This window comes from Microbulbifer hydrolyticus (genome assembly GCF_009931115.1).
GTDB classification, from domain to species: Bacteria; Pseudomonadota; Gammaproteobacteria; order Pseudomonadales; family Cellvibrionaceae; genus Microbulbifer; species Microbulbifer hydrolyticus.
Genome location: NZ_CP047491.1, coordinates 2782529 through 2809082 on the forward strand (window position 1 = coordinate 2782529; position 26554 = coordinate 2809082).

24 protein-coding genes are annotated in these 26554 nt (G+C 59.6%); 4 read left to right on the top strand and 20 right to left on the bottom strand.

The window, feature by feature from the left end; genetic code table 11:
- Nucleotides 1-85: 85 nt before the first annotated feature.
- From accD to leuC, 11 genes are all read right to left on the bottom strand, one after another.
- Nucleotides 86-940 (bottom strand): acetyl-CoA carboxylase, carboxyltransferase subunit beta, encoded by an 855-nt coding sequence (accD, locus tag GTQ55_RS11860; protein ID WP_161858927.1) that lies wholly within the window; start codon nt 938-940, stop codon nt 86-88.
- Between the two features lie 179 nt (nt 941-1119).
- Complete coding sequence (trpA, locus tag GTQ55_RS11865) at nt 1120-1932, bottom strand: tryptophan synthase subunit alpha (RefSeq protein ID WP_161858928.1); 813 nt, start codon at nt 1930-1932, stop codon at nt 1120-1122.
- 11 nt (nt 1933-1943) lie between these two features.
- Nucleotides 1944-3164, bottom strand: coding sequence for a tryptophan synthase subunit beta (trpB, locus tag GTQ55_RS11870; protein WP_161858929.1), 1221 nt, complete (start codon nt 3162-3164; stop codon nt 1944-1946).
- A 3-nt stretch (nt 3165-3167) separates the two neighbouring features.
- A complete protein-coding gene (locus tag GTQ55_RS11875; protein WP_161858930.1) occupies nt 3168-3821 on the bottom strand; it encodes a phosphoribosylanthranilate isomerase in 654 nt (217 codons plus the stop codon).
- A gap of 151 nt (nt 3822-3972) precedes the next feature.
- On the bottom strand, nt 3973-4869 hold the full coding sequence (gene truA / locus GTQ55_RS11880) for a tRNA pseudouridine(38-40) synthase TruA (protein ID WP_375791532.1): 897 nt from the start codon (nt 4867-4869) through the stop codon (nt 3973-3975).
- Nucleotides 4870-4980: 111 nt separating this feature from the next.
- On the bottom strand, nt 4981-8160 hold the full coding sequence (locus GTQ55_RS11885; RefSeq protein WP_161858931.1) for a FimV/HubP family polar landmark protein: 3180 nt from the start codon (nt 8158-8160) through the stop codon (nt 4981-4983).
- A gap of 289 nt (nt 8161-8449) precedes the next feature.
- The gene (locus tag GTQ55_RS11890) at nt 8450-9454 is read right to left on the bottom strand and encodes an aspartate-semialdehyde dehydrogenase (protein WP_161858932.1); all 1005 of its coding nucleotides are present in this window, start codon (nt 9452-9454) and stop codon (nt 8450-8452) included.
- A gap of 139 nt (nt 9455-9593) precedes the next feature.
- Nucleotides 9594-10709, bottom strand: coding sequence for an aspartate-semialdehyde dehydrogenase (gene asd, locus GTQ55_RS11895; RefSeq protein WP_161858933.1), 1116 nt, complete (start codon nt 10707-10709; stop codon nt 9594-9596).
- 100 nt (nt 10710-10809) lie between these two features.
- On the bottom strand, nt 10810-11883 hold the full coding sequence (gene leuB, locus GTQ55_RS11900; protein WP_161858934.1) for a 3-isopropylmalate dehydrogenase: 1074 nt from the start codon (nt 11881-11883) through the stop codon (nt 10810-10812).
- A gap of 27 nt (nt 11884-11910) precedes the next feature.
- Nucleotides 11911-12558, bottom strand: a complete 648-nt coding sequence (gene leuD, locus GTQ55_RS11905; protein ID WP_161858935.1) for a 3-isopropylmalate dehydratase small subunit — start codon at nt 12556-12558, stop codon at nt 11911-11913.
- Complete coding sequence (leuC, locus tag GTQ55_RS11910; RefSeq protein WP_161858936.1) at nt 12558-14006, bottom strand: 3-isopropylmalate dehydratase large subunit; 1449 nt, start codon at nt 14004-14006, stop codon at nt 12558-12560. Before leuC ends, leuD begins: the two co-directional genes overlap by 1 nt.
- Before the next feature lie 204 nt (nt 14007-14210).
- Between leuC and GTQ55_RS11915 the strand changes: the two genes are divergently transcribed.
- Complete coding sequence (locus GTQ55_RS11915) at nt 14211-15089, top strand: LysR family transcriptional regulator (RefSeq protein ID WP_161858937.1); 879 nt, start codon at nt 14211-14213, stop codon at nt 15087-15089.
- 108 nt (nt 15090-15197) lie between these two features.
- Nucleotides 15198-15935 carry a TIGR04219 family outer membrane beta-barrel protein gene (locus GTQ55_RS11920; protein ID WP_161858938.1) on the top strand — a complete coding sequence of 246 codons (738 nt, stop codon included), beginning with the start codon at nt 15198-15200 and terminating at the stop codon, nt 15933-15935.
- A 93-nt stretch (nt 15936-16028) separates the two neighbouring features.
- Here the strand turns inward: GTQ55_RS11920 and aroC are convergent, their stop codons facing one another.
- Together aroC and prmB are read right to left on the bottom strand one after the other, a co-directional pair.
- Complete coding sequence (aroC, locus tag GTQ55_RS11925; protein WP_161858939.1) at nt 16029-17129, bottom strand: chorismate synthase; 1101 nt, start codon at nt 17127-17129, stop codon at nt 16029-16031.
- Nucleotides 17130-17279: 150 nt separating this feature from the next.
- Nucleotides 17280-18212: a 50S ribosomal protein L3 N(5)-glutamine methyltransferase gene (gene prmB / locus GTQ55_RS11930; RefSeq protein ID WP_161858940.1), complete on the bottom strand. Its 933-nt coding sequence runs from the start codon at nt 18210-18212 to the stop codon at nt 17280-17282.
- Nucleotides 18213-18411: 199 nt separating this feature from the next.
- Here prmB and folE point away from each other — a divergent pair, with 199 nt between their 5' ends.
- Both folE and GTQ55_RS11940 read left to right on the top strand, forming a co-directional pair.
- On the top strand, nt 18412-18951 hold the full coding sequence (gene folE, locus GTQ55_RS11935; RefSeq protein WP_161858941.1) for a GTP cyclohydrolase I FolE: 540 nt from the start codon (nt 18412-18414) through the stop codon (nt 18949-18951).
- 28 nt (nt 18952-18979) lie between these two features.
- Nucleotides 18980-19336: a 5-carboxymethyl-2-hydroxymuconate Delta-isomerase gene (locus GTQ55_RS11940; RefSeq protein WP_161858942.1), complete on the top strand. Its 357-nt coding sequence runs from the start codon at nt 18980-18982 to the stop codon at nt 19334-19336.
- 64 nt (nt 19337-19400) lie between these two features.
- On the opposite strand, the gene GTQ55_RS11945 is transcribed toward GTQ55_RS11940, so the two are convergent.
- The 7 genes from GTQ55_RS11945 to GTQ55_RS11975 all read right to left on the bottom strand — a co-directional run bounded on the left by GTQ55_RS11945 (nt 19401) and on the right by GTQ55_RS11975 (nt 26384).
- Nucleotides 19401-20276: an alpha/beta fold hydrolase gene (locus tag GTQ55_RS11945; protein ID WP_161858943.1), complete on the bottom strand. Its 876-nt coding sequence runs from the start codon at nt 20274-20276 to the stop codon at nt 19401-19403.
- Between the two features lie 118 nt (nt 20277-20394).
- Nucleotides 20395-20853: a phosphohistidine phosphatase SixA gene (gene sixA, locus GTQ55_RS11950; RefSeq protein WP_161858944.1), complete on the bottom strand. Its 459-nt coding sequence runs from the start codon at nt 20851-20853 to the stop codon at nt 20395-20397.
- A gap of 47 nt (nt 20854-20900) precedes the next feature.
- Nucleotides 20901-21491, bottom strand: a complete 591-nt coding sequence (locus GTQ55_RS11955) for a DUF4389 domain-containing protein (RefSeq protein ID WP_161858945.1) — start codon at nt 21489-21491, stop codon at nt 20901-20903.
- A 68-nt stretch (nt 21492-21559) separates the two neighbouring features.
- Nucleotides 21560-21838, bottom strand: a complete 279-nt coding sequence (locus GTQ55_RS11960) for a DUF4389 domain-containing protein (protein ID WP_161858946.1) — start codon at nt 21836-21838, stop codon at nt 21560-21562.
- Nucleotides 21839-21876: 38 nt separating this feature from the next.
- On the bottom strand, nt 21877-22926 hold the full coding sequence (locus GTQ55_RS11965; protein WP_161858947.1) for an NAD(P)H-dependent glycerol-3-phosphate dehydrogenase: 1050 nt from the start codon (nt 22924-22926) through the stop codon (nt 21877-21879).
- Nucleotides 22927-23169: 243 nt separating this feature from the next.
- Nucleotides 23170-25086, bottom strand: coding sequence for a molecular chaperone HtpG (htpG, locus tag GTQ55_RS11970; RefSeq protein ID WP_161858948.1), 1917 nt, complete (start codon nt 25084-25086; stop codon nt 23170-23172).
- A gap of 116 nt (nt 25087-25202) precedes the next feature.
- On the bottom strand, nt 25203-26384 hold the full coding sequence (locus tag GTQ55_RS11975) for a serine hydrolase domain-containing protein (RefSeq protein WP_161858949.1): 1182 nt from the start codon (nt 26382-26384) through the stop codon (nt 25203-25205).
- Nucleotides 26385-26554: the final 170 nt, after the last annotated feature.

Genomic DNA, 26554 nt, shown 5'->3' on the forward strand with positions numbered 1-26554 from the left:
AAGCACACAAGTTGATGCTAGGCCGGCGATACCGGGGCGCCGCCACAGAACTTGCTGCCGGGGCCCCGAAATCAAGAATGTAAGATCAGTTATTGGTAAGCTTACCCAGCAAACGACCAACCGTATTGCGCATCTCTGCACGGGGGATAATCATATCGATGGCGCCGTGCTCCAGCAGGAACTCCGCGCGTTGGAAACCTTTCGGCAGCTTCTGGCGAATGGTCTGCTCGATGATGTTCGGGCCGGCAAAACCGGCGCGGGCTCCAGGCTCCGCCGCATTGATATCGCCGAGCAGCGCCAGGGAAGCGGAAACACCGCCGTATACCGGGTCCGTCATGATCGAGATGTAGGGCACGCCCGCCATCCGCAATTTTTCCAGCACCGCTGACGTCTTTGCCATCTGCATCAGCGAGATCAGCGCCTCCTGCATCCGCGCGCCACCGGTAGCCGAGAAACACACCAGCGGAATATTTTCCTCCAGCGCACGCTGCGCCGCGCGGGTAAACTTCTCGCCCACCACGTAGCCCATGGAGCCGCCGTGGAATGCGAATTCAAACGCCACCGCTACCAACGGCTTACCTTCCAGCAAGCCTTGCATCGCAACCAGCGCGTCTTTCTCACCGGTCGCTTTCTGGGCCTGGGTCAGACGATCCTTGTACTTCTTCACGTCTTTGAATTTCAGACGATCCACCGGCTCCACATCGGTAGCCAGCTCTTCCCGGTGTTCGGTATCCAGGAACATATCCAGACGGCGGCGGGCGCCAATACGAAAATGGTGCTCACACTTGGGACACACATCCAGGTTGCGCTCAAGCTCCGGCAAGTAAAGGGTGGAATCGCACTTCACGCACTTTTTCCACACCCCTTCCGGCACCTTGCTGGAACCGGCACGACGCTCGGTACGAATTACCGAAGGAACAATTTTTTCTAACCAGCTCATTCTGTTTCCAAAATCCGATGCTTGCAGAGTTGAAGTTGCCAGGGCCTGGGGCCCACATTCAGCACGTAGCGTAAATGACTGGCAATCCTAAAACCGCGAATTAAACCACTTTCAAAAAAATTGCTCTTGGCCAGATAAGCCGCGCATTCGGGCTTTCTGGCCAACACCCGGGTGACGCCTCAGCTGTCCAACGCCGAGCGCATCTCCGAGACCAGCGCACCGACACGATCCTTGGCCGCAGCACTGTCGGTGGATTCACCCACCGCGGAAACCAGCACACTCCCGACCACGGCACCGTCGCCATCGGCACTCACCGCTTTGGCGGAAGCACCGTCCTTGATACCGAAGCCCACACACAGCGGCAGGTCGGTATGGCGGCGAATCCTGGCCAGGTTTTCACGCACGGAATCCAGGTCCAGGTGGCCTGCGCCAGTTACGCCTTTCAGGGATACATAGTAGACAAAGCCACTGGCAAGGCGGGTGATCTCGGCAATACGCGCATCACTGGTGGTGGGCGTCAGCAGGAAAATATTACGCAGGTTGCGCGCGTTCAGCAGCTCACTGAGCGGACCCGCCTCTTCCGCCGGCAGATCCACGGTCAGCGCGCCATCGGCACCGGCGTCTTTCAGGCCATCGGCAAACGGCTCGGCTCCCATTTTCTCGATAGGGTTGGCGTAGCCCATCAGGATCACCGGGGTGTCCGCGTCGTCGCTGCGGAACTCTTTCACCAGCGCCAGGCATTTCCGCAGCGAGGCCTTGTGCTCAAGCGCGCGCTCATGTCCTTTCTGGATCACCGGGCCCTCCGCCATCGGGTCGGAAAAAGGTACTCCCAGTTCGATCAGGTCGGAGCCACTCGCCACCAGCTGATGCATCAGGTCTACGGTATTTTCCAGCCCGCCATCGCCGGCGACAATATATGTCACCAGCGCCTTGCGCCCTTCGCTACGCAGCTTGGCGAAGCGGCGGTCAATTCTATTCTGCTCTTCAGTCACCGTGTCACTCCCTACACTTCAATGCCGTCAATGGCGGCCACAGTGAAAATATCCTTGTCGCCGCGCCCAGACAGGTTCACGACAATATTCTGATCCGGGCGCATGGTCGCGGCCAGTTTCAGAGCGTAGGCGACGGCGTGGCTGGACTCGAGTGCGGGCAAAATACCCTCACTGCGGGTCAGCTTGCGGAAAGCCGCCAGGGCTTCTTCGTCATTCGCGGTGACGTACTCAACACGGCCGATATCTCTCAACCAGGCGTGTTCCGGGCCTACCCCGGGATAATCGAGACCGGCAGACACTGAATGGGTTTCGATGATCTGGCCGTCTTCATCTTCCATCAGGTAGGTACGGTTGCCGTGCAGAATACCCGGCACACCATCGTTCAGCGGTGCCGCATGACGACCGGTTTCCAGCCCATCGCCGCCGGCTTCAACGCCGTACATTTTTACCGACTCATCTTCGAGGAACGGGTGGAAAAGGCCAATGGCGTTGGAACCGCCGCCCACACAGGCGACCAGTGCATCCGGCAACTGGCCGAACTGCTCCAGGCTCTGGCGGCGCGCTTCGCGACCAATGACAGAGTTGAAGTCACGTACCAGCTGCGGGTAGGGGTGCGGGCCGGCAACGGTACCGATGATGTAAAACGTATCGTCCACGTTGGTTACCCAGTCGCGCATGGCTTCGTTCATGGCATCTTTCAGGGTCTTCGAGCCGGACTCCACCGGGATCACTTCTGCCCCCAGCAGCTTCATGCGGTACACATTGGGCGACTGGCGTTTGACGTCTTCAGCCCCCATGTAAACGGCGCACTTGAGTCCCAGACGGGCAGCAACTGTCGCGGTGGCCACACCGTGCTGACCGGCGCCGGTCTCGGCAATCACCCGGCTTTTACCACTGTGTTTCGCCAGCAGCGCCTGACCCACGGTGTTGTTTACCTTGTGGGCACCGGTGTGGTTGAGGTCTTCGCGCTTGAGCCAGATACGCGCGCCACCCGCTTCGGCGGTCAGCCGTTCCGCCAGGTACAGAGGGGACGGACGCCCGACGTAGTGGGCCAGGTCGTAATCGAACGCAGCCTGGAATTCGGGGTCGTTTTTCAGACGCTGATACATTTCCTGCAGCTCATCCAGAGCGCTGATCAGGGTTTCCGATACGAAGCGTCCACCAAATTCGCCGAAGTGCCCACGGGCATCGGGATAGGCCCCGTAATCAATGGGGGATGTGGGTTTACTCACAGCTCAAACTCCTTGTGTCAATTCTGTACTGCGCGCGCCGCTGGATTCAGCGGCGCGCGCAGCGCGAATAAATTCATGTACCTTGGCCGCATCTTTACGCCCCGGTGCGGCCTCGACACCACCGCTCACATCCACGGCATCGGGCTGCGCCTCGGCGATCGCGGCCGCGACGTTTTGCGGATTCAGCCCCCCGGCGAGGACAATCTGCCGGCCACTGCCCTGGGGTACGCGCTGCCAGTCAAAGGTATCACCGGTGCCACCGGGGACACCCTTGCGGTAGGCATCCAGCAGGATTCCGCGGGCATCCGGAAACGCCGCCATGGCTTCCAGCGGGTCCAGCTCCGGCTTCATGCGCAGAGCCTTGATGTAGGGGCGGTGGAACTGGCGGCAGTAAGGGGCATTCTCGTTGCCGTGAAACTGCAACAGATTGAGCGGCACCTGATCCAGCACCGCTTCTACCTGCGCGGGATGCGCATCCACAAACAGGCCGGTAAGCACCGCAAACGGCGATACCGCTCGCGCGATTTCCGCCGCCTGTTGCGGGGAGACATTGCGTGGGCTTGGGGGGTAAAACACCAGTCCGAGCGCGTCTGCGCCGGCTTCTACTGCCAGACGGGCGTCTTCCACACTGGTAATTCCGCAGATCTTTACGCGCATAATCCATATACCGCCGAGACTGCCAGACAGATCAGGCCCCATCGGGAACCGCCACTCAATCCACCAAAAAATAGTCCCGAGTGCTGGCAGCAGAGAAAAATCGGAGAGCCCGCGATACTAGCAGATCAAAGGATTTGGCGAAACGCAGCCGTCACGTTGGTGGAACATCACCACCAATAGCACCCAAGGGCAGCGGCACCAGTAAAGGACCCGGCGCGCGCTCCGGCAACGTAAACTCCCCCGGATATTGCACATCCACCAGATAAAGACCGTGGGGTGGCGCCGTGACACCAGCGGCGGTCCGGTCCCGCGCCGCCAGCACCTCGCGCACCCATTCCGGCTTGCGATCGCCGCGACCAACTGCCATCAACACGCCGGCGATGTTACGCACCATATGATGCAGGAAGGCGGTAGCGCTGACCTCCAGAACAATCAACTCCCCGACCCTGCCGATATCCAGCCGCGTAAGCCGGCGTACCGGCGAGCGCGCCTGGCACTGGGCGGCACGGAAGCTGCTGAAGTCATGCTCACCGATCAGATGCCTGGCCCCTGCACGCATGGCCGCCATATCCAGGGTGCGATCGGTCCAGGTCACCTCGCTGGCGGCCTGTGCGCTACGGGTGGGTGCACTGTGAATCAGGTAACGATAGGTGCGATTGCGCGCAGAGAAGCGCGCGTGAAACTGTGCCGGCACTTCCCGGGCCCAGTGCACCCGCACATCAAACGGCATCTGGGTATTCACGCCCTGTATCCAGGCCTTGGTGGGCCGCTGGGCGCGGGTATCGAAATGGATAACCTGGCTGGTGGCGTGCACCCCGGCATCGGTGCGTCCGGCGCACACCAGGGTTACCGGTTCTGCAGCAACTCTGGAAATGGCCTTTTCCAGGGTTTCCTGCACCGTGAGTGAGTCGTGCTTCTGCTTTTGGAAGCCGCGCAGGCGGGTACCGCAGTACTCCACCCCAAGTGCGACCCGCCGCAGCCCTTCTGGCAACTGCTCGCCAGGAGGCACTTCGCCGTTTGGCTTGTAGTGGTAAATCGTGTTCATCATGTGCGGGAATTTTACACCCGGGGCAGAAAAAAAGGCCCCAAAAAAGAAAGACCCCGCACATGGCGGGGTCAAAGTGTTGTCGCTGTAGACAGCGTAGTAAAAATCGGGATCTCAGCCCATGCGCTCGAGCATATCCCTGGCGCGCTGCTGATGCTCTCCGGCCGCCTCTTCAACGACTTCGCCGAGAATTTCGCGGGCACCGTCTTTGTCACCCATATCCAGATAGGCCTGGGCCAGCTCCAGCTTGGTGCTGACTTCGTCGCTGCCTTCCAGAAGGTTCAGCTCAGAGTCCAGGTCACTTTCCAGATTGAAGCTCAGGTCACCCAGCTCTGCATCATCTGCAGCGGGCTTGGCCGGCTGCACCTCGGCCTTGGAGGCTTCCGCAACCGCGATATCGTCGTCGCCCTCGAGCTCAAAGCCGGAGGATTTCGCGCCGGTAGCAGTGTTCGCCGCAGAGAAATCGTCGCCCTCGATATCCAGGTCACCAAGGTCGATGGAGTCGAGATCCAGGCCGTCGAGATCGTCACCGAAGCTTTCCAGGTCATCGTCCTGCGCTTCCGGCGAAGCCGCAGCCCCCTCCAGCTCACCTTCGTCATCCATCGGCGTCAGGTCGAGATCAAACTCCAGTCCACCCTCTTCCGCTGATTCGGCGGGAACACTCTGGGAAGCGGCATCCACAGAAGGCGCCATATCCAGAGCGGCAGTTTCAGTTTCTTGAGCAGTGCTGCTGGTCTCGATATCAAAACCGGAATCCAGGTCCAGGCCGTCGAGGCTATCAAGGTCCAGGTCGCCGAGGTCGAAGTCTTCCTCTCCGGTCGCAGGCTCTGCGCTCAGATCGGTTTCGAGGCCGGCGTCCAGCTCCAGATCAAACGAGGCCTCCTGCTCCGCGGCGCCCTGTTGACCGTGCGTCTCAGCGGCGGCGTCCAGCGAGAAATCGCTACCCAGATCGCCCTCAAGATCGTCACCCAGATCGAGATCCAGTGAAAACTCTTCTTCGGAGTCGCTCTCCTGCTGCGCACCGGTCTCCGGGCTGGCACCACCAACGTCGTCCAGGTCCAGGGACAGATCATCCAGCATGCCGAAGTCGTCGTCCGCCTCTTCGCGCTCGCCGACACTGCTGGATTTGCTTGTAGAGAACTCGTCCAGATCGTCAAAGCTGGCTTCAGCATCAAAGTCTGCGCCCATATCGTCGAGCTGCGCAGCCTCCAGGGACTCGCTGGAGAAATCGTTCTCGGGAGCCTCAAATGGCGCAATCCCGACAATGGTTTCCCGCAGACGCGCAGCGCGATCCGCTGCCGGGCCATCGCTGTAACCCAGCAACTGACGGTAGTGGTCATCAAACTGCTCGCCGTTTTGCTGGTTTGCATAAACCTCAAGCAGCATCAAGCGTGCATCAATATTTGCCGGTGCCGCCTTCAAGCCTGCCAGCAACTTGGCTTCAGCCTCCTGGTACTGATCCAGGGACAGGTGGATTTCCGCTTCCGCTACCGGATCGTCGGTCTCCACTTCGCCCAACTGGTCCAGGTCGAAAGTTTCATTGGCTTCCATCGCCTCGACGGCGACGAGGTTGTCTTCCTCTTCTGTCAGCTCCGGAGCATCGGCCAGCGCCCGCTCAGCGGCCATTTCGGCTTCTACCTGGCGAATAGCCTCCTCTTCTTCCTTGCGGCGGCGCCAGGTGAAGAAGGCAAACAGGCCAACCAGTATGGCGCCAGCGCCAATGCCGATCGGAACGAGGTTATCCATGACCCGCTCAACCAGCGTCGGCTCGGAGCGGGTCTGGACCACGACGCGATTACGCGAGGCATCTTCCTCTTCGACCACGGCTTCCGGCTGCTCGGCGCTATCAGAAACCGCTTCTACGGCTGCATCAGCTTCGATCGCCTCTTCGGAAGGCTCATCAATCAGGAATTCTTCTGCAGCCAGCTCGCCGCCCTCTTCAGAGAGGTCTTCCAGCACGGCTTCGGAACCGATTTCCTCTTCCGCGACGAGGTCGGAAGCTACATCACCGGCTTCCGAGGCATCGGCCGTCTGTTCAGCAGCAGCCTGTACCGCTTGCAGCTCATCGTTGGAGACCTCGACCAGGCGCTCCATGGTGTCAATTTGCTCGTTCAGCTCACCGAGGCGGTCCTGCAGCTCGGCGTTTTCCAGGCGGGACTTGTCGAGTTCTTCCTCGCTCACCGCCAGCTCGCCTTCGAGCGCGTCACTCTCACCGGCACCACTGCCGGTGCCGGACAGGACAGATTCGTTATCCCCGGGCGCGCCAAGGGATACACGTCCTTCCAGCACGTCGCTCTCGACGGTTTCTTCTACTGCGGCACGGCCGTCCAGCGGCGCACCGGTTACATCCGTTTCACCCACGCGCTCGCGCCAGGCGTCGTTCTGGGTGGCAACCTGGGACACCGCTTCCGTCAGGGACAGGTTGCGCACCTCTTCCGCGGTAGGCAGGCGCAGCACTGCACCCTTCTTCAGCAGGTTGATATTGTCGTTGATAAACGCCTCGGGGTTGAGGCGCTGGATCGCCAGCATAGTCTGCTGCACGGAAAGGTCGCGGGTTTCGCGGCTATCACGCGCGATTTCCCACAGGGTCTTGTTGGCTTCCACCGGGCCATACACTCGGCTGCCAGTGTCCGCAACGGTTTCAGGCTCAATGCCAATCGGCTCCTCAGCCGGCGCTTCATAGACGGGCTGCTGAGGTTCCGTCGCTACCGTCTCTTGAGGCGCTTCGGATTCCGGCTCTGGGGCCGGCTGCTCGACTGGTGCCTGCACTGGCGGCTGTGCCGGCTCCGGGGTGCGCTGAACCATGGGCTGCAACGGCTTCTGCACCGGCGCTTCGCGGCGCACCTGCTGGCGCTCACGTTCAGCGGCGCGCACTGGCTGGGAGGCGGTATTGGTAGAGAATGCCGGCAAATCCATCAGCAGGGTGTATTCCCGCAACAGGCGGCCACTGGGCCAGCGGGTCTCTACCAGGAAATTCAGGAATGGTTCGCGAATCGGGGAACGGCTGGAAATACGGACAACCGGCTGACCACTGGAATAGTCCACGTCAAAGCGCAGCTCATCGAGCAGGTAGGCGCGGTCTACACCGGCACGCTCGAAATCTTCCGTGCTGGCCAGACGAACCTTGATCTCACCTTCACCAAGGCCGCGAGTCTGAAGCAGATTGATTTCCGCATTGAGAGGTTGGTTCAGGGTTGAGTTCAATTTGATCTCACCCAGACCGAGCGCCAGAGCCCCATTGCCACCCAGTGCGCTGACCAGACCTACCGCTAGTGCCAGCTTTTGCACACGCATATCCGATTCCCTTTATTGTTAGAATCACACCAGAATCTGCGCAAAAATCAGGCAGAAACCGGGTCTGTGCAGCCATCGACCTGCACAAAAATTACTCAAAAGAACCAGTGCTAAGACACCAGGCTCCACTCTCCGGCGAAACTCTCAAGCGAAAGAAACGCCCCCCGAAAAAGACTTGGCCTATCGACGACTTCTCACTTTTCGCGGCACTGCCCCCCAGGCAATGCGGCCGCCTGCGTGCAGGCGAAGTTAAGGAGAAACCTTCAGAAAGGCCGCTAAGTATTAAATATCAATGGGTTTTTAGCAACAAGTGGACAATCTGTACACAGTTTATTGCCACGTCTTTGCGCAAATTGTCGGATGCCGCACAAAAAACAACCTGCCGCGGATTGATCAGGCCGCTGCGCAACCTTCCCAGCAGCGTATTTTCACTACCGACCGCATCCTGCGCCGAAGGGCGCTCGCGCATCTCCAGCCGCACCCCATTGGCCAGCAAACCGCGCACGGTGTCCAGAGGCTGCTCGTCTTTCAGCTGCACACTCAGGTTGGCCAGCTGGCCATGAAACACCGATGCGGTGTTGACCGTGGCATCCAGTGCAACTTCTTCCCCCAGCAAGCGGCGCAACTCCAGTATCAGCGCCAGCTCGCTGAAGCTGTGGCCACTTTCCAGTGGCGCTTCCGCAGAGCTCAGGTGGTTGAACGCCAGGCGCTGGCCAGTGGTCTCATCCACTTCCGGCTCCTGCCCGTTAAACAGGCGCGCAGTCTGTGCCGCAGCGGCATCCACGCTGCGTTTACCCAGTGCGGAAACCGGCTGGTTCAGCACCACCTCTACCGACTGCAGCTGGGACTTCAGTGGGTACAGGGCTTCGGCAAGCATTGCCGCACCGGCGCCGGGTACCGCAATTACTTTGCGGTCCTGCTCGTCCCGCTCATTCAACAGGGCCGGGTTGAGCAGCGGGTGCACCAGCGCCACACTCTCGTCACCACGGCTGATGCCCGCCGCATCGACCACCCAGGCCCCGGCACTTTCTGCCTTCGCCAGCGCGGCGGTTGCGGTTTCACCCGCTGCCAGTAATAAGACAACCTGCTCCGGGGTGAAAGCAAACTCTTTTAGTGACTGTACCGGCACACTGCGGTTAGCGAACACTTGCGGATCCACCTCCGCCTCGTCTGCCGCCAGCAGCTTCAACTCCGCCGGAGTCACTGTTTTCCGCTCCTCCAGGATCTCCAGCAGCGCATCAAACGGCGCACTGCCAACACCAACGATCACCAGTTCCCGGGTGGACTCTGTCATATTGAATTCTCACGACCTGATTCGGTTGCTTCTGCGCCAGTTCGGCGAATAAACAGCCTAAAAATGCGGGGGATTATACTCGTGGAGAGAGCGGGGGGAAGCCGCCCCGGGGCCGGGGCGGCGAATTAGGGCAAAAAACTTACAGTTTGCCCAACAGGATGAGCAATACGCGACGCAGGGGCTCAGCGGCCCCCCACAGTAGCTGGTCGCCGACGGTGAATGCATTCAGGTACTCACCCCCCATGCTCAGCTTGCGCAAGCGACCGACCGGAATGTCCAGCTTGCCGGTCACGGCGGTCGGGGTCAGCTCTTTCAGGGTTACTTCGCGGTCGTTGGGCACCACTTTTACCCAGTCATTGGCGGATCCGATCAGTCTCTCGATTTCTTCCAGCGGCAGATCTTTCTTCAGCTTTACGGTAAACGCCTGGCTGTGACAGCGCATGGCACCGATACGCACACAGGTACCGTCTACGGGTACGGTGCTGTCGGTGGACAGAATCTTGTTGGCTTCGACCTGCGCCTTCCACTCTTCGCGGCTCTGGCCAGATTCCAGCTGGGTATCGATCCACGGCAGCAGGCTGCCCGCCAGCGGCGCACCGAACTGCGCGGTGGGGAAATCACTGCTGCGCATGTTTTCCGCAACCTTGCGGTCGATCTCCAGTATGGCGCTGGCGGGATCCGCCAGCTCGCTGGCAACGCCATCGCGAATAGTGCCCATCTGCGCAATCAGCTCGCGCATGTGCTTGGCACCGGAACCACTCGCGGCCTGGTAGGTCTGGGCGGTTATCCACTCCACCAGGCCTTCCTTGAACAGGCCACCGAGACCCATCAGCATCAGGCTCACGGTGCAATTGCCGCCGATGTAGTTCTTCACACCGGATTCGATACCGCGGTCAATCACGTCGCGGTTTACCGGGTCGAGCACGATAATGGCATCGTCATTCATACGCAGGCTGGAAGCCGCGTCGATCCAGTAACCTTGCCAGCCTTTCTCGCGCAGCTTGGCAAATACTTCTTTGGTGTAATCACCACCCTGACAGCTGACGACAGCATCCAGCTCGGCCAGCGCATCCAGGTCGTAGGCGTCTTTCAGCGGCGCAACGTCCTTGCCAATCTCCGGCGCTTTACCGCCAGCATTGGAAGTGGAGAAAAATACCGGCTCGGCGATATGCGCGAAGTCGTTTTCTTCCAGCATGCGACCCATCAAAACAGAGCCGACCATACCGCGCCAGCCTACGAATCCTACCTTGTTCATTTCAATATCCTGTCGATTCTATAAATTTCCGGGCCCCGGTACGGCGTTGCCGTCTTGACGACAAGCGACCGGGGTAACGAACGAGTGGTGCACTGGATAATCAGAAAGCGGCCACCACTGCTGCGCCCATTTCCGCGGTGGATACTTTCTTCGAGCCTTCGGTATAAATATCCGCGGTGCGCAGTCCCTGATCCAATACCTTGCTGACCGCCGCCTCGATAGCGTCTGCGGCTTGCCCCATGTCCAGGGAATAACGCAGCATCATGGCAGCTGACAGGATGGTCGCCAGCGGGTTGGCAATGCCCTGCCCTGCAATATCCGGCGCACTACCGTGGCAGGGTTCGTACAGGCCAAAACCGGTTTCGTTCATGGAGGCCGACGGCAGCATGCCGATGGAACCAGTCAGCATGGCGGCGGCATCCGACAGAATGTCACCGAACATGTTGCCAGTAACCATAACGTCAAACTGCTTCGGCGCACGCACCAATTGCATGGCAGCGTTGTCGACATACATATGGGACAACTCGACATCCGGATACTCCGGAGCCAGGCGGTCCAGCACCTCGCGCCACAGCACGGTCACTTCGAGCACATTGGCCTTGTCGACGGAGCACAGCTTGCCACCACGCTTCTGTGCTGCTTCAAATGCAGTGCGGGCAATCCGCTCGATTTCGGACTCTTTATACACATAGGTGTTGAAGCCCTGCTTTTCGCCATTTTCCAGCGTCTGGATACCGCGAGGCTCACCAAAGTAGATGCCGCCAGTGAGCTCACGCACGATCAGAATATCCAGACCGGAAACCACTTCCGGTTTCAGCGAGGAAGCGCCGGCGAGCTGCGGATACAGAATGGCCGGACGCAGGTTGGCGTAGAGGCCGAGACCGCTGCGAATTTTCAACAGGCCTTTTTCCGGGCGAATGGCGCGATCCAGGGTATCCCACTTCGGGCCGCCTACGGCACCCAGCAGTACCGCATCGCACTCGCCGGCCTTGGCCAGTTCCGCATCGGTCAGTGGTTCGCCATGGGCATCAATGGAAGCACCACCGATCAGGCCCTGGGAAAATTCCAGGTTCAGGCCAAATTTTTCGTCGGCAGTTTTCAGTACCGCGACCGCCTGCTCGACAATTTCCGGGCCAATACCGTCGCCCGGGAGGATCATGATTTTCTTGCTCATCGTTTTTCCAATTATTCTGTTCGCGGGTTACTTCACGGCATCAAACAGCCACGGCGCCTGTTCGCGACGCTTGGCCTCATATACACGAATCGCATCCGCGTCTTCCAGCGTCAACCCGATATCGTCGAGGCCATTCAGCAGGCAATGCTTGCGGAACGCATCCACTTCAAACGCGATGGCTTCGCCGTTGGGTTTGATCACCTGCTGGTTTTCCAGGTCGATGGTCAGCGCGTAGCCTTCCTCAGCGTACATTTCCTGGAACAGCTGTTCGATGGTGTCTTCGTCCAGAACGATCGGCAACAGCCCATTCTTGAAACAGTTGTTAAAGAAAATATCCGCAAAACTCGGTGCAATCACCGCGCGGAAACCGTAGTCGTCCAGTGCCCATGGCGCGTGTTCGCGGCTGGAACCACAGCCGAAGTTCTTGCGCGCCAGCAGTACCGAAGCACCTTCATAACGGGGGTGATTCAACGGAAACTCCGGGTTGAGCGGACGGTTACTGCAGTCCTGGCCGGGCTGCCCCTCGTCGAGGTAACGCAGCTCATCAAACAGGTTCGGGCCGAAACCGGTACGCTTGATCGACTTTAAAAACTGCTTGGGAATGATCAGGTCGGTATCCACATTGGCGCGATCCATGGGCGCGGCCACGCCCTTGTGTTGGGTAAAAGCTTTCATCAGACCGCCTCCTTCTGCATTTCACGCACATCCACAAAGTGACCGGCAATGGCCGCCGCCGCGGCCATGCTCGGACTCACCAGATGGGTGCGACCACCGTAGCCCTGACGGCCTTCAAAGTTACGGTTGGACGTCGATGCACAGTGCTCGCCCGCGCCCAATTTGTCCGCATTCATTGCCAGACACATGGAACAGGATGGCTCGCGCCACTCAAATCCCGCCTCGATAAACACCTTGTCCAGACCTTCTTTCTCCGCCTGCAGTTTTACCGACTGGGAACCCGGAACAACCAGCACCTGCTTGACGCTATCGGCCTTCTTGTGCCCCTTGGCCACCGCCGCCGCTGCACGCAAATCTTCGATTCGCGAGTTGGTGCAGGAACCGATAAATACACGGTCCAGGTTGATATCGGTAATCTTCTGGCCGGCCTTCAGGCCCATATATTCCAGTGCGCGCTCGATGCCGGACTTTTTAGTCGCATCGCTCTCCGCCGCGGGATCTGGCACCAGCGCACTGACGGGCGCAACCATTTCCGGAGAAGTACCCCAGCTGACCTGAGGCTCAATTTCTTCCGCTTTCAGTTCAACCACCGCATCAAAGTGCGCGCCATCGTCGGAGTGCAGGCGGCTCCAGTTTTCCACCGCCTTGTCCCACTGTTCCCCCTTGGGGGCATAGGGCTTGCCTTTGACGTAGTCCAGGGTTACCTGATCCACAGCCACCATGCCCGCGCGTGCGCCGGCTTCAATCGCCATGTTGCAGATGGTCATGCGGCCTTCCATCGACAAACTGCGGATCGCAGAACCACCGAACTCGATGGCATAACCGGTACCGCCGGCAGTGCCGATCTTGCCGATAATCGCCAGCACCACATCTTTGGCGGTAACGCCCGGACCGAGTTCACCGTCCACGCGCACCAGCATGTTCTTCATTTTCTTCTGGATCAGGCACTGCGTGGCCATCACGTGCTCGACCTCGGAAGTGCCGATACCGTGGGCCAGTGCACCCAGTGCACCGTGGGTGGAAGTGTGGGAGTCACCACAGACCACGGTCATGCCCGGCAGGGTCACGCCAGTTTCCGGGCCGATCACATGCACAATGCCCTGGCCGGGATCGTTGATGCCGAACTCGACGATACCGAACTCACTGCAGTTCTCATCCAGGGTCCTCACCTGGATACGGGACACTTCGTCCTGGATACCCTCAATACCGCCGGCGCGCTCAGCGGCATCGGACGGTACATTGTGATCTGGTGTGGCAACCACGGAATCCGTGCGCCAGGGTTTACGACCGGCCAGGCGCAGGCCTTCGAAGGCCTGGGGCGAGGTCACTTCGTGAATCAGGTGGCGGTCGATATAAATCAGTGCGGTGCCGTCATCACGGCTCTTGACCAAATGGTCGTCCCAGAGCTTGTCGTAAAGCGTCTGTTTTTTGTGCTCTTGCTGGCCCATTAGCCCCATCTCCTCTATGGATAACATGCGGGAGTCTAGGGGGGGCATTGAATAACATCAATTTATATTTATTATATGGCGCATTCGATTTTGGAATACCAACAATGGCAGCGGCGCTACCCCGATAACAGCCCTGCCGGCACCATTCCTTCGAAGCGTCCGCAACCCGAGTGGCAGCGCTGCCACACTACTAAGAGTTCGCCCATGGAAATCCAGTGGCTCAGAGCCTTCCTCGCAGTAACCGAACAGGGCTCCGTTTCAGAAGCCGCCGAACAACTGCACCTGACCCAGCCCGCAGTGAGCAAACGCCTGGCCTCCCTCGAACAGCAGCTGGGAGCGCCCCTGTTTGACCGGATCGGCCGCAAACTCCAGCTCACCAACGCAGGCCGCGCCCTCCTCCCCCGCGCCCGCCACATACTGAACGAAGTGAGTGATGCGGAACGAGAACTCAGAAGCCTCGGCGAAACCATCGGAGGCAGCCTGCGCATTGCCACCAGCCACCACGTCGGCCTTCACCACCTGCCGCCGGTGTTGCGGGAATTCAGCAACCTGTACCCGGACGTTGCCCTCGACATCGACTTCCTCGATTCCGAACAGGCCTACGAAGCCCTGATGGCGGGCGAATACGAGCTTGCGGTGGTGACCCTCGCGCTCAAGGACTATCCCAATCTCAATGCCCAGATCATCTGGCCGGACCCCTGTGTGGTCGTGGCCGCGCCAGACCATCCACTGGCACAGATGCCGGAGCTGGACCTGCCGGCACTGGCGCAGTACCCGGCGATCCTGCCCGACCTCAATACCTATACGGGACGCCTGATCAAGCGCCAGTTCGATGCCCACGGACTCAAACTGACCGCCAAACTGGCCACCAATTTTCTGGAAACCATCAAAATGATGGCCGGCGTCGGTCTCGGCTGGAGTGTGCTGCCCAAAACCCTGGTGGACGAGACCCTTGCCGAGCTTCCCATGCCCCAGCTCAGCATTGTGCGCAATCTCGGCATCATCTATCACCGCAACCGTACCCTCAGCAATGCCGCCAATGCCCTGCAGCAACTCCTGTTCAAAGAGGCCCGGGGGCTGTGAATAGCCACCCCAGCGCGTGAAAAGGTCTCAAATTCACCAAACTGTTCCGGGACATTTCATAAAAAGGTTGTAGAATTCGCCGCAGAATTCAACGGGAGCGAAACTAAAATGAAAAAAATTACTCTGGCTATCTGTGCTGCACTGGCCTCTACCACCGTCAGCGCCGACACCATCCTCGGCTTTGATGCCACCCTGGGCGCCTGGAAACCCGCCTACAGCGGCGCAGTGGGCGTAGACAGCTTCAATGTGGACGAGTTTGCCCTCGCCGAAGACAACGCCACCTTTATCCAGGCGGCGCTGGAGCACCCAATCCCGCTGATCCCGAACATTCTGGTGGCCCACAGCAAGATTGAAACCAGCGGCTCTGCCATGCTGAGCGACAGCGTCACCTTCGCCGACGAAACCTTCCTGATCGGCTCCGATGTGACGGCAGACATGAATCTGACCCACACCGACGCCACCCTGTACTACGAAATTCTGGATAACTGGGTGAACCTGGACCTGGGTGTGACCGCGCGTCAGTACAGCGGTGAACTGTCCGCGACCAGCGACTTCCAGTCTGAAAACATCGAACTCTCCGGCGTACTGCCCATGGTCTACGGCGTAGCCCGCTTCGACCTGCCGTTTACCGGCTGGTCCATCATTGCCCAGGGCAACGGCACCAGCTACAACGGCGACAGCCACACCGATCTCTCCGCCAAGATCCGCTGGGACTTCGTACCGGCACTGGACTTCGCCATTGAGGCCGGTTACCGCGCCATGTCCCTGGACGTGAAAGAGCTGGACGCCCTGCAGAGCGACCTGGAAATCAAAGGCCCCTACCTCGGCCTGAACCTGCACCTGTAATCCGCGGATTACACGCAGGCACAAAAAAGGCGGAGTGCTTTTGGCGCTCCGCCTTTTTTGTGCCTGCCGTTTTTGTGACGGCAATTCGGCGCTTTATTCAGACACGCCGGCGGGAATCTTCAACCCGAATTCCACATCGGCATTCTGCCCCCGCTGGCGCAGCACGTGGTCCACCAGCACCAGCGCCATCATCGCCTCGGCAATCGGCGTAGCGCGTATGCCAACGCATGGGTCGTGACGCCCTTTGGTCACCACTTCAATCGGGTTGCCGTTGGTATCCAGGCTGTTGCCCGGAATGCGCAGGCTGGAGGTCGGCTTGAGCGCGATATGTGCGATCAGCTCCTGCCCACTGGAAATACCACCCAGCACGCCACCGGCGTTGTTGGACTGGAAACCGTCTTGGGTAATCTCATCCCGGTGCTCGGTGCCCTTCTGTTCTACCGAGGCGAAACCCGCTCCGATCTCCACGCCCTTTACCGCATTGATACTCATCAATGCGTGCGCCAGGTCGGCGTCCAGGCGGTCGAAGATGGGCTCGCCGAGACCTGCGGGCACACCGCTGGCGTGCACGGAAATGCGTGCACCGATGGAGTTACCTTCCTTGATCAGTGCCTGCATGTACTCTTCCATCTCCGGCACCTTGTCCGCATCCGGGCAGAAGAACGGGTTCTGATCCACCTGGGACCAGTCGAGCTTGCCCACTTTGATCGGACCGAGCTGGGACAGGTAGCCGCGCACCTCGATGCCAAATTGCTGCTTCAGCCATTTCTTGGCGATAGCGCCCGCGGCGACCCGCATGGCGGTCTCGCGCGCGGACGAACGACCACCACCGCGGTAGTCGCGCAGGCCGTATTTTGCCCAGTAGGTGTAGTCGGCGTGGGCCGGGCGGATCTGCTCGGCGATATTGGCGTAGTCTTTGGAGCGCTGGTCGGTGTTTTCGATCAGCAGGCCAATCGGCGTTCCGGTGGTCTTGCCTTCAAACACGCCGGAGAGAATTTTCACTTCGTCCGCTTCGCGGCGCTGGGTGGTATAGCGGGAGGTGCCGGGTTTGCGGCGATCCAGTTCCAGCTGGATTTCCTCGGCGGTGATTTCCAGTCCCGGAGGGCAGCCATCGACGATACAACCCAGCGCATGGCCGTGGCTCTCGCCAAAGGTGGTGACACAAAACAACTTGCCAAAAGTGTTGCCCGACATATCCGGTATTCCCTACCCCAGTGAATTATTCGATGAAAGCGGCGCATTATAGAGGAATCTCTGACTTCGCGCTTTTATCGTGCTTCGAAATAGCATCCTGTGGCGGCACCGGTAGGGTGCCTTCGCCCAAAGCCGAGTCGCATTTAATAATTAATGGGCGACACCATCCTCAAAAAACTCCCGGCAGGCCAGCAGATCTTCACGGGTCAGGATAAACACCCCGTGTCCGCCATCTTCCAGCTCCGGCCACATAAACGGCACCCGCGGATAAGCCTCTTCAAGCGCTTCCCAGCTATTGCCCACCTCACACACCAGAATGCCCTCGGGCTGCAGATAGTCCGGCGCCTCCAGCAGCAGGCGGCGGGTAAAGTCGAGGCCGTCATCACCGGAGCCCAGCGCCAGGCCCGGCTCAGCGTGGTATTCCGCCGGCATCTCCGCCAGGTCACGCGCATCCACGTACGGCGGGTTGCTGACAATCAGGTCGTAACTGAAGCCCGTGAGACCGGCAAACAGGTCCGACTGCACCGCACGCACTTCATCGTTGCGCTGGTGGCGGTTGATGTTGATCTGTGCCACCGCTATGGCATCGGCGGAAATATCGCTGAGATCGACGCGCGCCCCGGGGAAGGTGTCCGCGCAGGCGATACCGATACAGCCGCTGCCACAGCAGAGGTCGAGGATGGCGAGCGGCTCCTGCTGCAGCCACGGCTCGAAGTGCTGGCGGATCAGCTCGCCGATGGGCGAGCGCGGCACCAGTACCCGCTCGTCCACATAGAACGGCATGTCGCAGAACCACGCCTCATTGGTGAGATAAGGCGCTGGCAGCCGCTGATCGACCCGCTTGTCCAGTAATTCCATCACCCGGCGGCGCTCGTCCATGGTCAGCCGCGCCTGCAGGATCTCCGGCTTGCTGTCTACCGGCAGGTGCAGGGCATGGGTGACCAGCAGGACGGCTTCGTCCCAGGCGTTGTCGGTTCCGTGACCAAACCACAGGTTTTCTTCATTAAACCGGCTTGCCCCCCAGCGCACATAGTCCAATACCGTGTGCAATTCGTGCAGATTGGACTCACGTTTCTCTATCATTAGCCTGTTTCCTCGAGTTTTGGCGCTTTACTACCGCTACACAAAGGCTTAGGGTAGCGCACCCTCCGGAGTCTCCGTGACTCCTCTGTGCCGCCGGGTTACCGGCGATATCGACGCCCCGTCATCTCCAGTGTCTGTGTGCCTGGCGAGCTGGCAACGCTATGTTAGTCCCGGGGCGAGACGTTGGAAGCTGACAGACATGAAAGAACAATACGCGCAAATTATTGAAGCCATCGGTGAAGACCTGAACCGCCCGGGCCTGAAAGACACGCCCCTGCGCGCCGCCAAGGCCATGCAGTACCTCACCCAGGGCTACCAGCAGACGCTGGACGAAGTGGTCAACGACGCCCTCTTCCCCTCCACCTGCAGCGAGATGGTGCTGGTAAAGGATATTGAGCTGTACTCCCTGTGTGAGCACCACCTGTTGCCGTTTATCGGCAAGGCACACGTGGCGTACATTCCCGATGGCAAGGTACTTGGCCTGTCCAAGGTGGCGCGCATTGTAGACATGTTTGCCCGCCGTTTGCAGATTCAGGAGCAACTGACCGTGGAAGTTGCGGAAACCATCCAGCAGGTAACCGGCGCCGCCGGCGTCGGTGTGATCATCGAAGCCAAGCACATGTGCATGATGATGCGCGGTGTGGAGAAGCAGAACTCGGTGATGAAAACCTCGGCCATGCTGGGCTCTTTCCGCAGCCAGCAGGCCACGCGCAACGAGTTCCTGTCCCTGATCCGTTAACGACTAGAGAAGCAAGGGGAGTCCGACAATGCCGCACCTGGTGATTGAGTATTCGCAAAAGCTGGAAGACAGCATTTCGATTTCCGCGCTGGTCAGCAATGGCCAGCAGGCAATGAGCGATACCGGACTCTTCAATGCGAGCGCGATTAAAACCCGCGCCCTGCCCTACCGCGACTTCGTGCTCGGCAAAAACCATGAAGGGTCGAGCAACCTGTTTATTCACGCGGAAGTGCGGATCCTGGAAGGGCGTACGGTGCAGCAGAAAGAAGACCTGAGCGCAGCGATCTTCAATTACCTGTGTGAAGCGGCCCCGGAAGTACCGGAGATTTCCGTGGAAATCCGGGACATGGAAAAAGCGAGCTACTCCAAGCGCATTCCGTTTTAGCCCCTCGCTACCGCATTCCCCGCCGGCACTCACCTCCCCGGGACTCTCGCCAGAGGCCCCCAGCCTAGTCTCTGTCTTCAAGAAACGGCAGAAACCAGCAGGCGATTGCCTCGGCAGCATCCTCCATGTGCAGGTGATGCCCCCCGGCAAATTCCCGCAGCTGGATATTCGGGTGCTGCTCGGCAACCGGGCGGATACGCTCAATCATTCCCTGAATACCATCCTTCCCCAGTGCCAGACGAATCGGCATGGTGACGCGGCCCAGGAACGCCTCCACCTGCGCTTCATTTAATTTCGCCAGTGAACTCGCCAGCAGCTGTGGATCGTTGCTCCAGGTGTAGCCACCCTCGCAGCGACGCACTCCGCGCATGACCAGCCGGCGGGCGGCATCATCACTCAGCTTGAACAGCCCGTTCTTGCGCGCGGTGGTCGCCACATCCAGCGAGCTGAACACCTTTGACTCGCGTGCCCGGTAGCGCGCACGCTGCTCGATCCCCCGGCGCAATGTGTCCGGTGCTTCCGCATCGGTTGCCGGCGGCGGTACCAGTCCGTCGATCAGCGCCAAGCGCTGCACCCGCTCCGGAAACGTGGCCGCGGTAATGGTGGCAATCACGGCCCCGCGAGAATGCGCAAGTATGGAGAAGGCTTCCCAGCCCAGCGCGTCAGCGATCCCCAGCACATCCTCGATTTCCGTCCATATGGTGTAATTGGCGTCACGATGACGGTGATAACTCTGCCCGTGCCCGGCGAGATCCACCGCGACCAGGTTGAGCTCGGCAAGAAACGGGGCCATGGCGTCGAAGCTGGCACAGTTATCCAGCCAGCCGTGCAGCGCCAGTACCGGCACGCCGTCGGGATTGCCCCATTGGCGCGCGGCAATGGTATTGCCCTGGATATCGAGGGTAATGTCACGGAAAACGTCGCGGGAAGAATGGCTCATGAAATTGCAGTGTTGTCAGACTTGAGCCCGGATGCTGACAGCGGCGCCCTGCACTCTCAATGGCCACAGGGTTCAGATTGAATGGCCAGTGTTGACCGCTGCCGCTACCGGCCGGTATTTACGGCTTGTGCTGCAGCCACTCAAGCTCGGCACAGTCCCGCGCCCATACATCTGCGCGCAGGCAGGCCAGGCTGGCGGTACCCATGGGGTGTTCGTCCCCGCTGCCGCAGAGTCCGTTTACCAGGCTGCCAACGAGGGGCTGGTGGCTGACCAGCATAAGAGGGAATACCGACTCGTCGACTTCGGCCAGCGCATCGAGAAGAACACTGACCGATGTATCGCCGGTGAGCAGTTCCTGGACCTCGACTTCCCGCCCGAAGGTCTGCGCGACGATTTTGGCCGTCTGCCGGGTACGTACAAAGGGGCTGGCCCAGATGGTTTTTACCTGCGCCAGCTCGGACGCGCGCTCCTTACAGATCGCCGCCACCTCTTCGCGCCCTTCATCGGTCAGCGCCCGGGTTTCGTCACTTTTGCTGAAAGGCTCAGCATGGCCGTGACGCATGACAAACAACAGCACTACCGTCTCCCGTCAAATATTTTCCAGCCGGCCCAATAGGTTATAGCTTATTTCTTGTCACCGGAGGGCTTGTCGTCACTGTCGGCAGCGGTGGTTTCGGTGGCCTCGGATGTGCTTTGTGCGGAATCCCCGCCCAGTTCTATGACGGAATCCTCCTCGGGTTTTTCCGCCTCCGCCTGCGCAGCCTTGTTGCGCTTAGCAGGTTTTTTCTCACTGCTGGCGTCCGCCTTCGGCGCTGATTCTACGGCATCATCATTCGCGTCGGACTCTGCCGACTCGGCCACGACTTCCTCATCGTCTGCACTGATGACCTCTCCATCAATCTCTTCGGCACTTTCGTAGGTAGACAGGTCTTCTTCCTCGGATTCCGGCCACTCGGAAAACGGGAACGGTTTTTCTTCCGAGTTGTAAATCAGGAACTGCAGTGTCTGGTAGATGTACGAGGCAATCTGGTCACCGAGGCGGCGCAGGTTATCGTTGGCGCTGCCGGTAAAAATGGCGAACAGGAATTGGGCGATTACGACAGCCAGCATGACGAAGCCGGCAATTTCCAGCAGCACCGCAAAAAGCACCATGTAAAGCAGGCGCAGCCACTGGTTGGAGGAGGTCAGGTTTTGTTTCAGTTCTTCGTTGCTCATTGGGCGATCACCAGTCCGTTGTTGGGCACCACAAAAAATTTGGCCGGCGGATGCCGGCCGGGCGAGGATCAGGGCTGCGGCCACTCCGCAAACGGGAATGGCTTCTCTTCAGTGTTGTAAATCAGGAACTGCAGGATCTGATAAATATAGGATGCAATCTGGCTGCCGAGTTGGCGAAGGTTGTCGTTCGGAGTGCCAGACACAATCGAGAAAAGAAACTGCAGAACGATGGTGGCCAGCATGACCATACCGGCCACTTCCATCAGGATCACAAACAACACCATGAACAGCAGCCGCAGCCAGTGATCGGTGGAGGTCAGATTGTGCTTTAGCTGTTCGTTATTCATTGCACGTCCTATCGGTAGAGAATTGGGCCACGGGCACATCAGGTCTTGGCGGAATAGGCCACATCAAACGTCTGCTCGCCAGACATCAGCTCGCGAATCACCGTGGGAATCGGGGTACCTTCAAATAATATGGCGTGAATTGCAGAAACCAAGGGCATGTAGACGCCCAATTCATCGGCTTTGGCCTTAATCAGACGAACGGTGTTCACCCCTTCCGCCACCTGGCCGATTTCCGTCACCGCCTCATCCAGTTTCTTGCCCTTGCCCACCAGGTAGCCCACCCGGTAGTTGCGGCTGAGATCTGAAGAACAGGTGAGAATCAGGTCGCCCACCCCGGCGAGACCGATAAATGTCATCGGGTCCGCGCCCATGGCCTCGGCAAAGCGCATCATTTCAGCCAGTGCACGGGTGATCAGCAGGCTGGTGGTGTTCTGCCCGCGGCCAAGCGCCACGGCCATGCCGGTGACGATAGCGTAAATGTTCTTAAGCGCACCGGCCAGCTCAACACCGAACACATCGTTGCTGGAGTAAACCCGGAAAGTTTCGGAGTGCAGCACTTTCTGAATGGTGTTGCACAGGGACTCGTCCTCACTGGCAACCACGGTCGCGGTGTAATGGGCGGCGACGATTTCCTTGGCAAAGTTGGGGCCACTCAACACCCCCACGCGCATACCCTCGGTTTCCTCCCGCAGGATGTCGCTCATCAGGTGGAACTGGTCGTGCTCGATCCCCTTGGTGAGGGAAATCAGCATGGTCCCCGGCGCCAGTGCCGGCGCAGCGCGGTGAACCACCTCGCGGAAGGACTTGCTGGGGATGGCCACAAACACAATCTGGCAGCCGCTTACGGCCTGCTCCAGGTCGGCAGTGACATTGAGGTCCGGGTGCAGGGCAACCCCCGGCAGGTAATACTGGTTTTCCCGCTGCGCCATACAGGCGGCCGCGCGCTCCGGGTCGCGCATCCACTGCCGGGTATCGTGGCCGTTACCGGCAACAATATTGGCAATGGCGGTGCCAAAGCTGCCACCGCCGAGAACCGCAATGGAGTAACGGGATTCAGGGGCGCTTGAGGATACGTCTCTCTGGGTCATAACGCTCTGTAATATTTGCTGTGCAGCAGGGGATTATACGGAGCCAGAGGGCAAGGCCCAACGGCCCGCTAGAAAATTGGTCACTTTTGCCAAGTTCACCAATAAATGTCGTCTTTTGACGACCAATTAGCGCAAAAAACCGACAAGAAAATAATATAGCCCAGACTGGAGCGTCCGCGGCTGCGATAGGAAAAAGAAGGAAATTTCCCGGCTGGCGTAGCCAGCCGGGAACGTGCTCGGGTATTAGCTGTTGAGCTCGAGCAACAGTGCGTTCAGGCGACGCACATAGTCGGCCGGATCCGCCAGCTGGTTGCCCGCTGCCAGGTTGGCCTGGTCCATCAGGATGTTGGTGAGGTCGGCAAAGCGGTCCTCATCCTGCTCCTGATCCAGACGCTGCACCAGCGGGTGGTTCGGGTTCAGTTCGAAGATGGGCTTGCCTTCCGGCAGCGACTGGCCCGCCTGCTCCAGAATACGGCGCATCTGCAGTCCCATATCGTTGTCGCTGGCCACCAGACACGCCGGGGAATCCACCAGGCGCGTGGTCGCACGCACATCTTCCACGCGCGCTTCCAGCACTTCCTTGACCCGCTCGACCAGCGCACCGGATTCTTTCTCTACCTTTTCGCGCTCGGCCTTGTCGTCCTCGTCCTCGGCTTCACCCAGGTCCAGCGCGCCCTTGGCCACGTCCTGGAACTGCTTGCCGTCGAACTCCTGCATATGGCCTACGAACCACTCGTCCACCTGATCGGTGAGCAGCAGCACCTCGATCCCCTTCTTGCGGAAGACTTCCAGGTAAGGGGAAGACTTGGCGGTGGCGAAGTTGTCCGCGCATACGTAGTAGATGTGCTTCTGGCCGTCCTTCATACGACCCACATAGTCTTCCAGGGACTGGTCCTGCTTGTCGCTGTCGGTGTGGGTGGTGGAGAAACGCAGCAGCTTGGCAATTTTCTCCTTGTTGGAGAAATCTTCTGCCGGGCCTTCCTTCATAACCGAGCCGAACAGGTCCCAGAACTTCTGGTACTGATCCACGTCTTTCTTCGCCAGCTTGTCCAGCATATCCAGCACACGCTTGGTCAGCGCGCTCTTGATCGCATCGGTGTTCTGGTCCTTCTGCAGGATCTCGCGCGACACGTTCAGCGGCAGGTCGTTGGAGTCCAGCACACCTTTTACAAAGCGCAGGTACAACGGCAGGAACTGCTCGGCGTCGTCCATGATGAAGGTGCGCTGTACGTACAGCTTGAGGCCGCGGGCGGCGTCGCGCTGGTACAGGTCATACGGCGCGCGCGCCGGAATGTACAGCAGGCTGGTGTAATCGAGCTTGCCTTCCACCCGGTTATGGCTCCAGGTGAGCGGGTCGTCGAAATCGTGGGAGATGTGCTTGTAGAACTCCTTGTACTCCTCGGATTTCAGCTCGGAGCGCGGGCGGGTCCACAGGGCCTGGGCGGCGTTAACTGCCTCGAATTCGGGCGCCTTTTCTTCTTTGTCCTCGCCCTCTTCCGCAGAGGGCGCTTCCTGCTTCAGCATCTCCACCGGAATGGCGATGTGGTCGGAGTACTTTTTGATGATGGAGCGCAGGCGCCAGTCATCGGCGAATTCCGCGGCGTCGTCCTTCAGGTGCAGCACCACACGGGTACCGCGCTGCGGCCACTCGACGTTTTCCACTTCGTATTCCGCTTCGCCGCTGCATTCCCAGTGCACACCCTGGCTGGCGTCCACACCGGCGCGGCGCGTGAACACATCGACCTTGTCGGCAACGATAAACGCGGAGTAGAAACCGACCCCGAACTGGCCGATCAGGTGGGCGTCTTTCTTCTGGTCGCCGGTCAGGTTCTGCATGAAGCTGGCGGTACCGGAGCGGGCGATGGTGCCGAGGTTCTCGATCACCTCATCGCGACTCATGCCAATGCCGTTGTCGCTGATGGTCAGGGTGCCGGCGTCTTTGTCGAACTCGATACGGATGCGCAGATCCGGGTCTTCCGCCAGTAGTTCCGGCTTGGAGAGGGCTTCAAAACGCAGCTTGTCAGCGGCGTCGGATGCGTTGGAAACCAGCTCGCGCAGGAAAATCTCCTTGTTGGAGTACAGCGAGTGGATCATCAGGTGCAGCAGCTGCTTGGCTTCTGTCTGGAAGCCGTGGCTCTCTTTATGCGCCTCAACTGTCATGGATCGGTTCTCCCCTAAATCAAATTCAGGGAAGCAGATATTGGGCCGCGCACGACCAATTCAAGCGCTGATTAACGCCCGATTTTCAGTGGAGGCTCCGCCGGGGGGGACTGGGGCTACTTTTTCGCGGCGGCAATCGCCTGCACCAGCTTTCCGCGGCCGGTGATATCGGCAATGAAGTTGCCGGTGAGATCCGAGATCACGCGCGACTCGGCATTCATCAGGATCGCGATCCCTACCTTGCGCTTCTCGGAGTAGGCTACCGCGGCACGGAAACCGGCCACCCAGCCGCCGTGGAAGATAATGCGATCATCGCCAACGCTGTACAGGCGCCAGCCGAGGCCGTAACCGGCATGATCTATGTAGTCACGCCAGATGCGGTGGCGCAGGTGACGGCGGGTTTCCACCCGCTCGGTGGTGAGGTCATCAATCACGTCGTGAGACAGCACATCCGGGTAGTACCCCATCTGCGCCTTCAGCCACTGCCCCATGTCGGTGATACTGGCATTCACTCCCGCCGCGGGCGCGGCCAGGTAGTATTCTTTTTCCACTTTCACCGGGCGCCAGCCGCGGCCGGTCTGCACATGGGGCGCCGCGCGGTTGTCGGCAGCCATAAAGCTCTCCCAGCCCAGGGACGCATCCTCCATCTCCAGCGGGGCAAAGAAGCGCTCCTTGAGCTGGCGGCTATAGGGCACGCCGGTGGCTTTCTGGATAACGTCTTCGATCAGGCTGAACAGTACGTTCTGGTAGCCGTAGCACTTGCCCGGCTTGCAGTGGGGGTCGATGGTGGCAAACATCGGCAGGATCTTGGACAGGGGCCGGTTGTCTTCCAGGTAGTTGTCGTAGGCGTTGGGGGTCAGCCCGGAGGAGTGACTCAGCAGGTGCTGTACCTGTAGCTGCATGGACAGCGCCGGAGTCTTAAATCGGAGCTTGGGCACATAGCGCACTACCTTGTCGCCCCAGCTGAACTTCTGCTCATGCTCAAGAACCGCGGCCATACTGGCGGCGAAGGTTTTGGAGACAGAAGCGAGGCGGAATACCGTGTGTGTGTTCACCTTGGAGTGCTTGCCCTTGACCCGGACACCATAGGTGTTCATGGCCACAATCTGGTCGTGATCGACGATCACGTAGGCGGCACCGGGAATACCGTGCTGCTCCAGCAACTGGCGAAAATAGCGGTCAAATTCCCTGGCGCTTGCTTCAACGTCCTTGCTCACGGCCTTTCCGCCGGTGCGCGCGGACTTCACCTGGCGCGCGCTGTCCGCCACTGCCTGGCCCACAGCCAGGACTGACAGCATTGCCAAAAGCGGTATCAATGTACTCCGGAGGCCCCGGAAACGATTGGAGATGCCCTGAATCACCGTGATAAACACCATGTGCCGTACTGCAGACTACCCCGGCGGTGGCTCCGTGGACGAAGCCGGTCCTGCCGAATGTTTGTGGTGGAACCTGTATTAAGACTAGCAGC

What these genes read in the sequence shown, in the direction of transcription:
- accD (WP_161858927.1), bottom strand. Translation starts at nt 940, where the DNA reads ATGAGCTGGTTAGAAAAAATTGTTCCTTCGGTAATTCGTACCGAGCGT.
- GTQ55_RS11875 (WP_161858930.1), bottom strand. Translation starts at nt 3,821, where the DNA reads ATGCGCGTAAAGATCTGCGGAATTACCAGTGTGGAAGACGCCCGTCTG.
- truA (WP_375791532.1), bottom strand. Translation starts at nt 4,869, where the DNA reads ATGATGAACACGATTTACCACTACAAGCCAAACGGCGAAGTGCCTCCT.
- GTQ55_RS11885 (WP_161858931.1), bottom strand. Translation starts at nt 8,160, where the DNA reads ATGCGTGTGCAAAAGCTGGCACTAGCGGTAGGTCTGGTCAGCGCACTG.
- GTQ55_RS11890 (WP_161858932.1), bottom strand. Translation starts at nt 9,454, where the DNA reads ATGACAGAGTCCACCCGGGAACTGGTGATCGTTGGTGTTGGCAGTGCG.
- asd (WP_161858933.1), bottom strand. Translation starts at nt 10,709, where the DNA reads ATGAACAAGGTAGGATTCGTAGGCTGGCGCGGTATGGTCGGCTCTGTT.
- leuB (WP_161858934.1), bottom strand. Translation starts at nt 11,883, where the DNA reads ATGAGCAAGAAAATCATGATCCTCCCGGGCGACGGTATTGGCCCGGAA.
- leuD (WP_161858935.1), bottom strand. Translation starts at nt 12,558, where the DNA reads ATGAAAGCTTTTACCCAACACAAGGGCGTGGCCGCGCCCATGGATCGC.
- leuC (WP_161858936.1), bottom strand. Translation starts at nt 14,006, where the DNA reads ATGGGCCAGCAAGAGCACAAAAAACAGACGCTTTACGACAAGCTCTGG.
- GTQ55_RS11915 (WP_161858937.1), top strand. Translation starts at nt 14,211, where the DNA reads ATGGAAATCCAGTGGCTCAGAGCCTTCCTCGCAGTAACCGAACAGGGC.
- GTQ55_RS11920 (WP_161858938.1), top strand. Translation starts at nt 15,198, where the DNA reads ATGAAAAAAATTACTCTGGCTATCTGTGCTGCACTGGCCTCTACCACC.
- aroC (WP_161858939.1), bottom strand. Translation starts at nt 17,129, where the DNA reads ATGTCGGGCAACACTTTTGGCAAGTTGTTTTGTGTCACCACCTTTGGC.
- prmB (WP_161858940.1), bottom strand. Translation starts at nt 18,212, where the DNA reads ATGATAGAGAAACGTGAGTCCAATCTGCACGAATTGCACACGGTATTG.
- folE (WP_161858941.1), top strand. Translation starts at nt 18,412, where the DNA reads ATGAAAGAACAATACGCGCAAATTATTGAAGCCATCGGTGAAGACCTG.
- GTQ55_RS11940 (WP_161858942.1), top strand. Translation starts at nt 18,980, where the DNA reads ATGCCGCACCTGGTGATTGAGTATTCGCAAAAGCTGGAAGACAGCATT.
- GTQ55_RS11945 (WP_161858943.1), bottom strand. Translation starts at nt 20,276, where the DNA reads ATGAGCCATTCTTCCCGCGACGTTTTCCGTGACATTACCCTCGATATC.
- GTQ55_RS11955 (WP_161858945.1), bottom strand. Translation starts at nt 21,491, where the DNA reads ATGAGCAACGAAGAACTGAAACAAAACCTGACCTCCTCCAACCAGTGG.
- GTQ55_RS11960 (WP_161858946.1), bottom strand. Translation starts at nt 21,838, where the DNA reads ATGAATAACGAACAGCTAAAGCACAATCTGACCTCCACCGATCACTGG.
- GTQ55_RS11965 (WP_161858947.1), bottom strand. Translation starts at nt 22,926, where the DNA reads ATGACCCAGAGAGACGTATCCTCAAGCGCCCCTGAATCCCGTTACTCC.
- htpG (WP_161858948.1), bottom strand. Translation starts at nt 25,086, where the DNA reads ATGACAGTTGAGGCGCATAAAGAGAGCCACGGCTTCCAGACAGAAGCC.
- GTQ55_RS11975 (WP_161858949.1), bottom strand. Translation starts at nt 26,384, where the DNA reads ATGCTGTCAGTCCTGGCTGTGGGCCAGGCAGTGGCGGACAGCGCGCGC.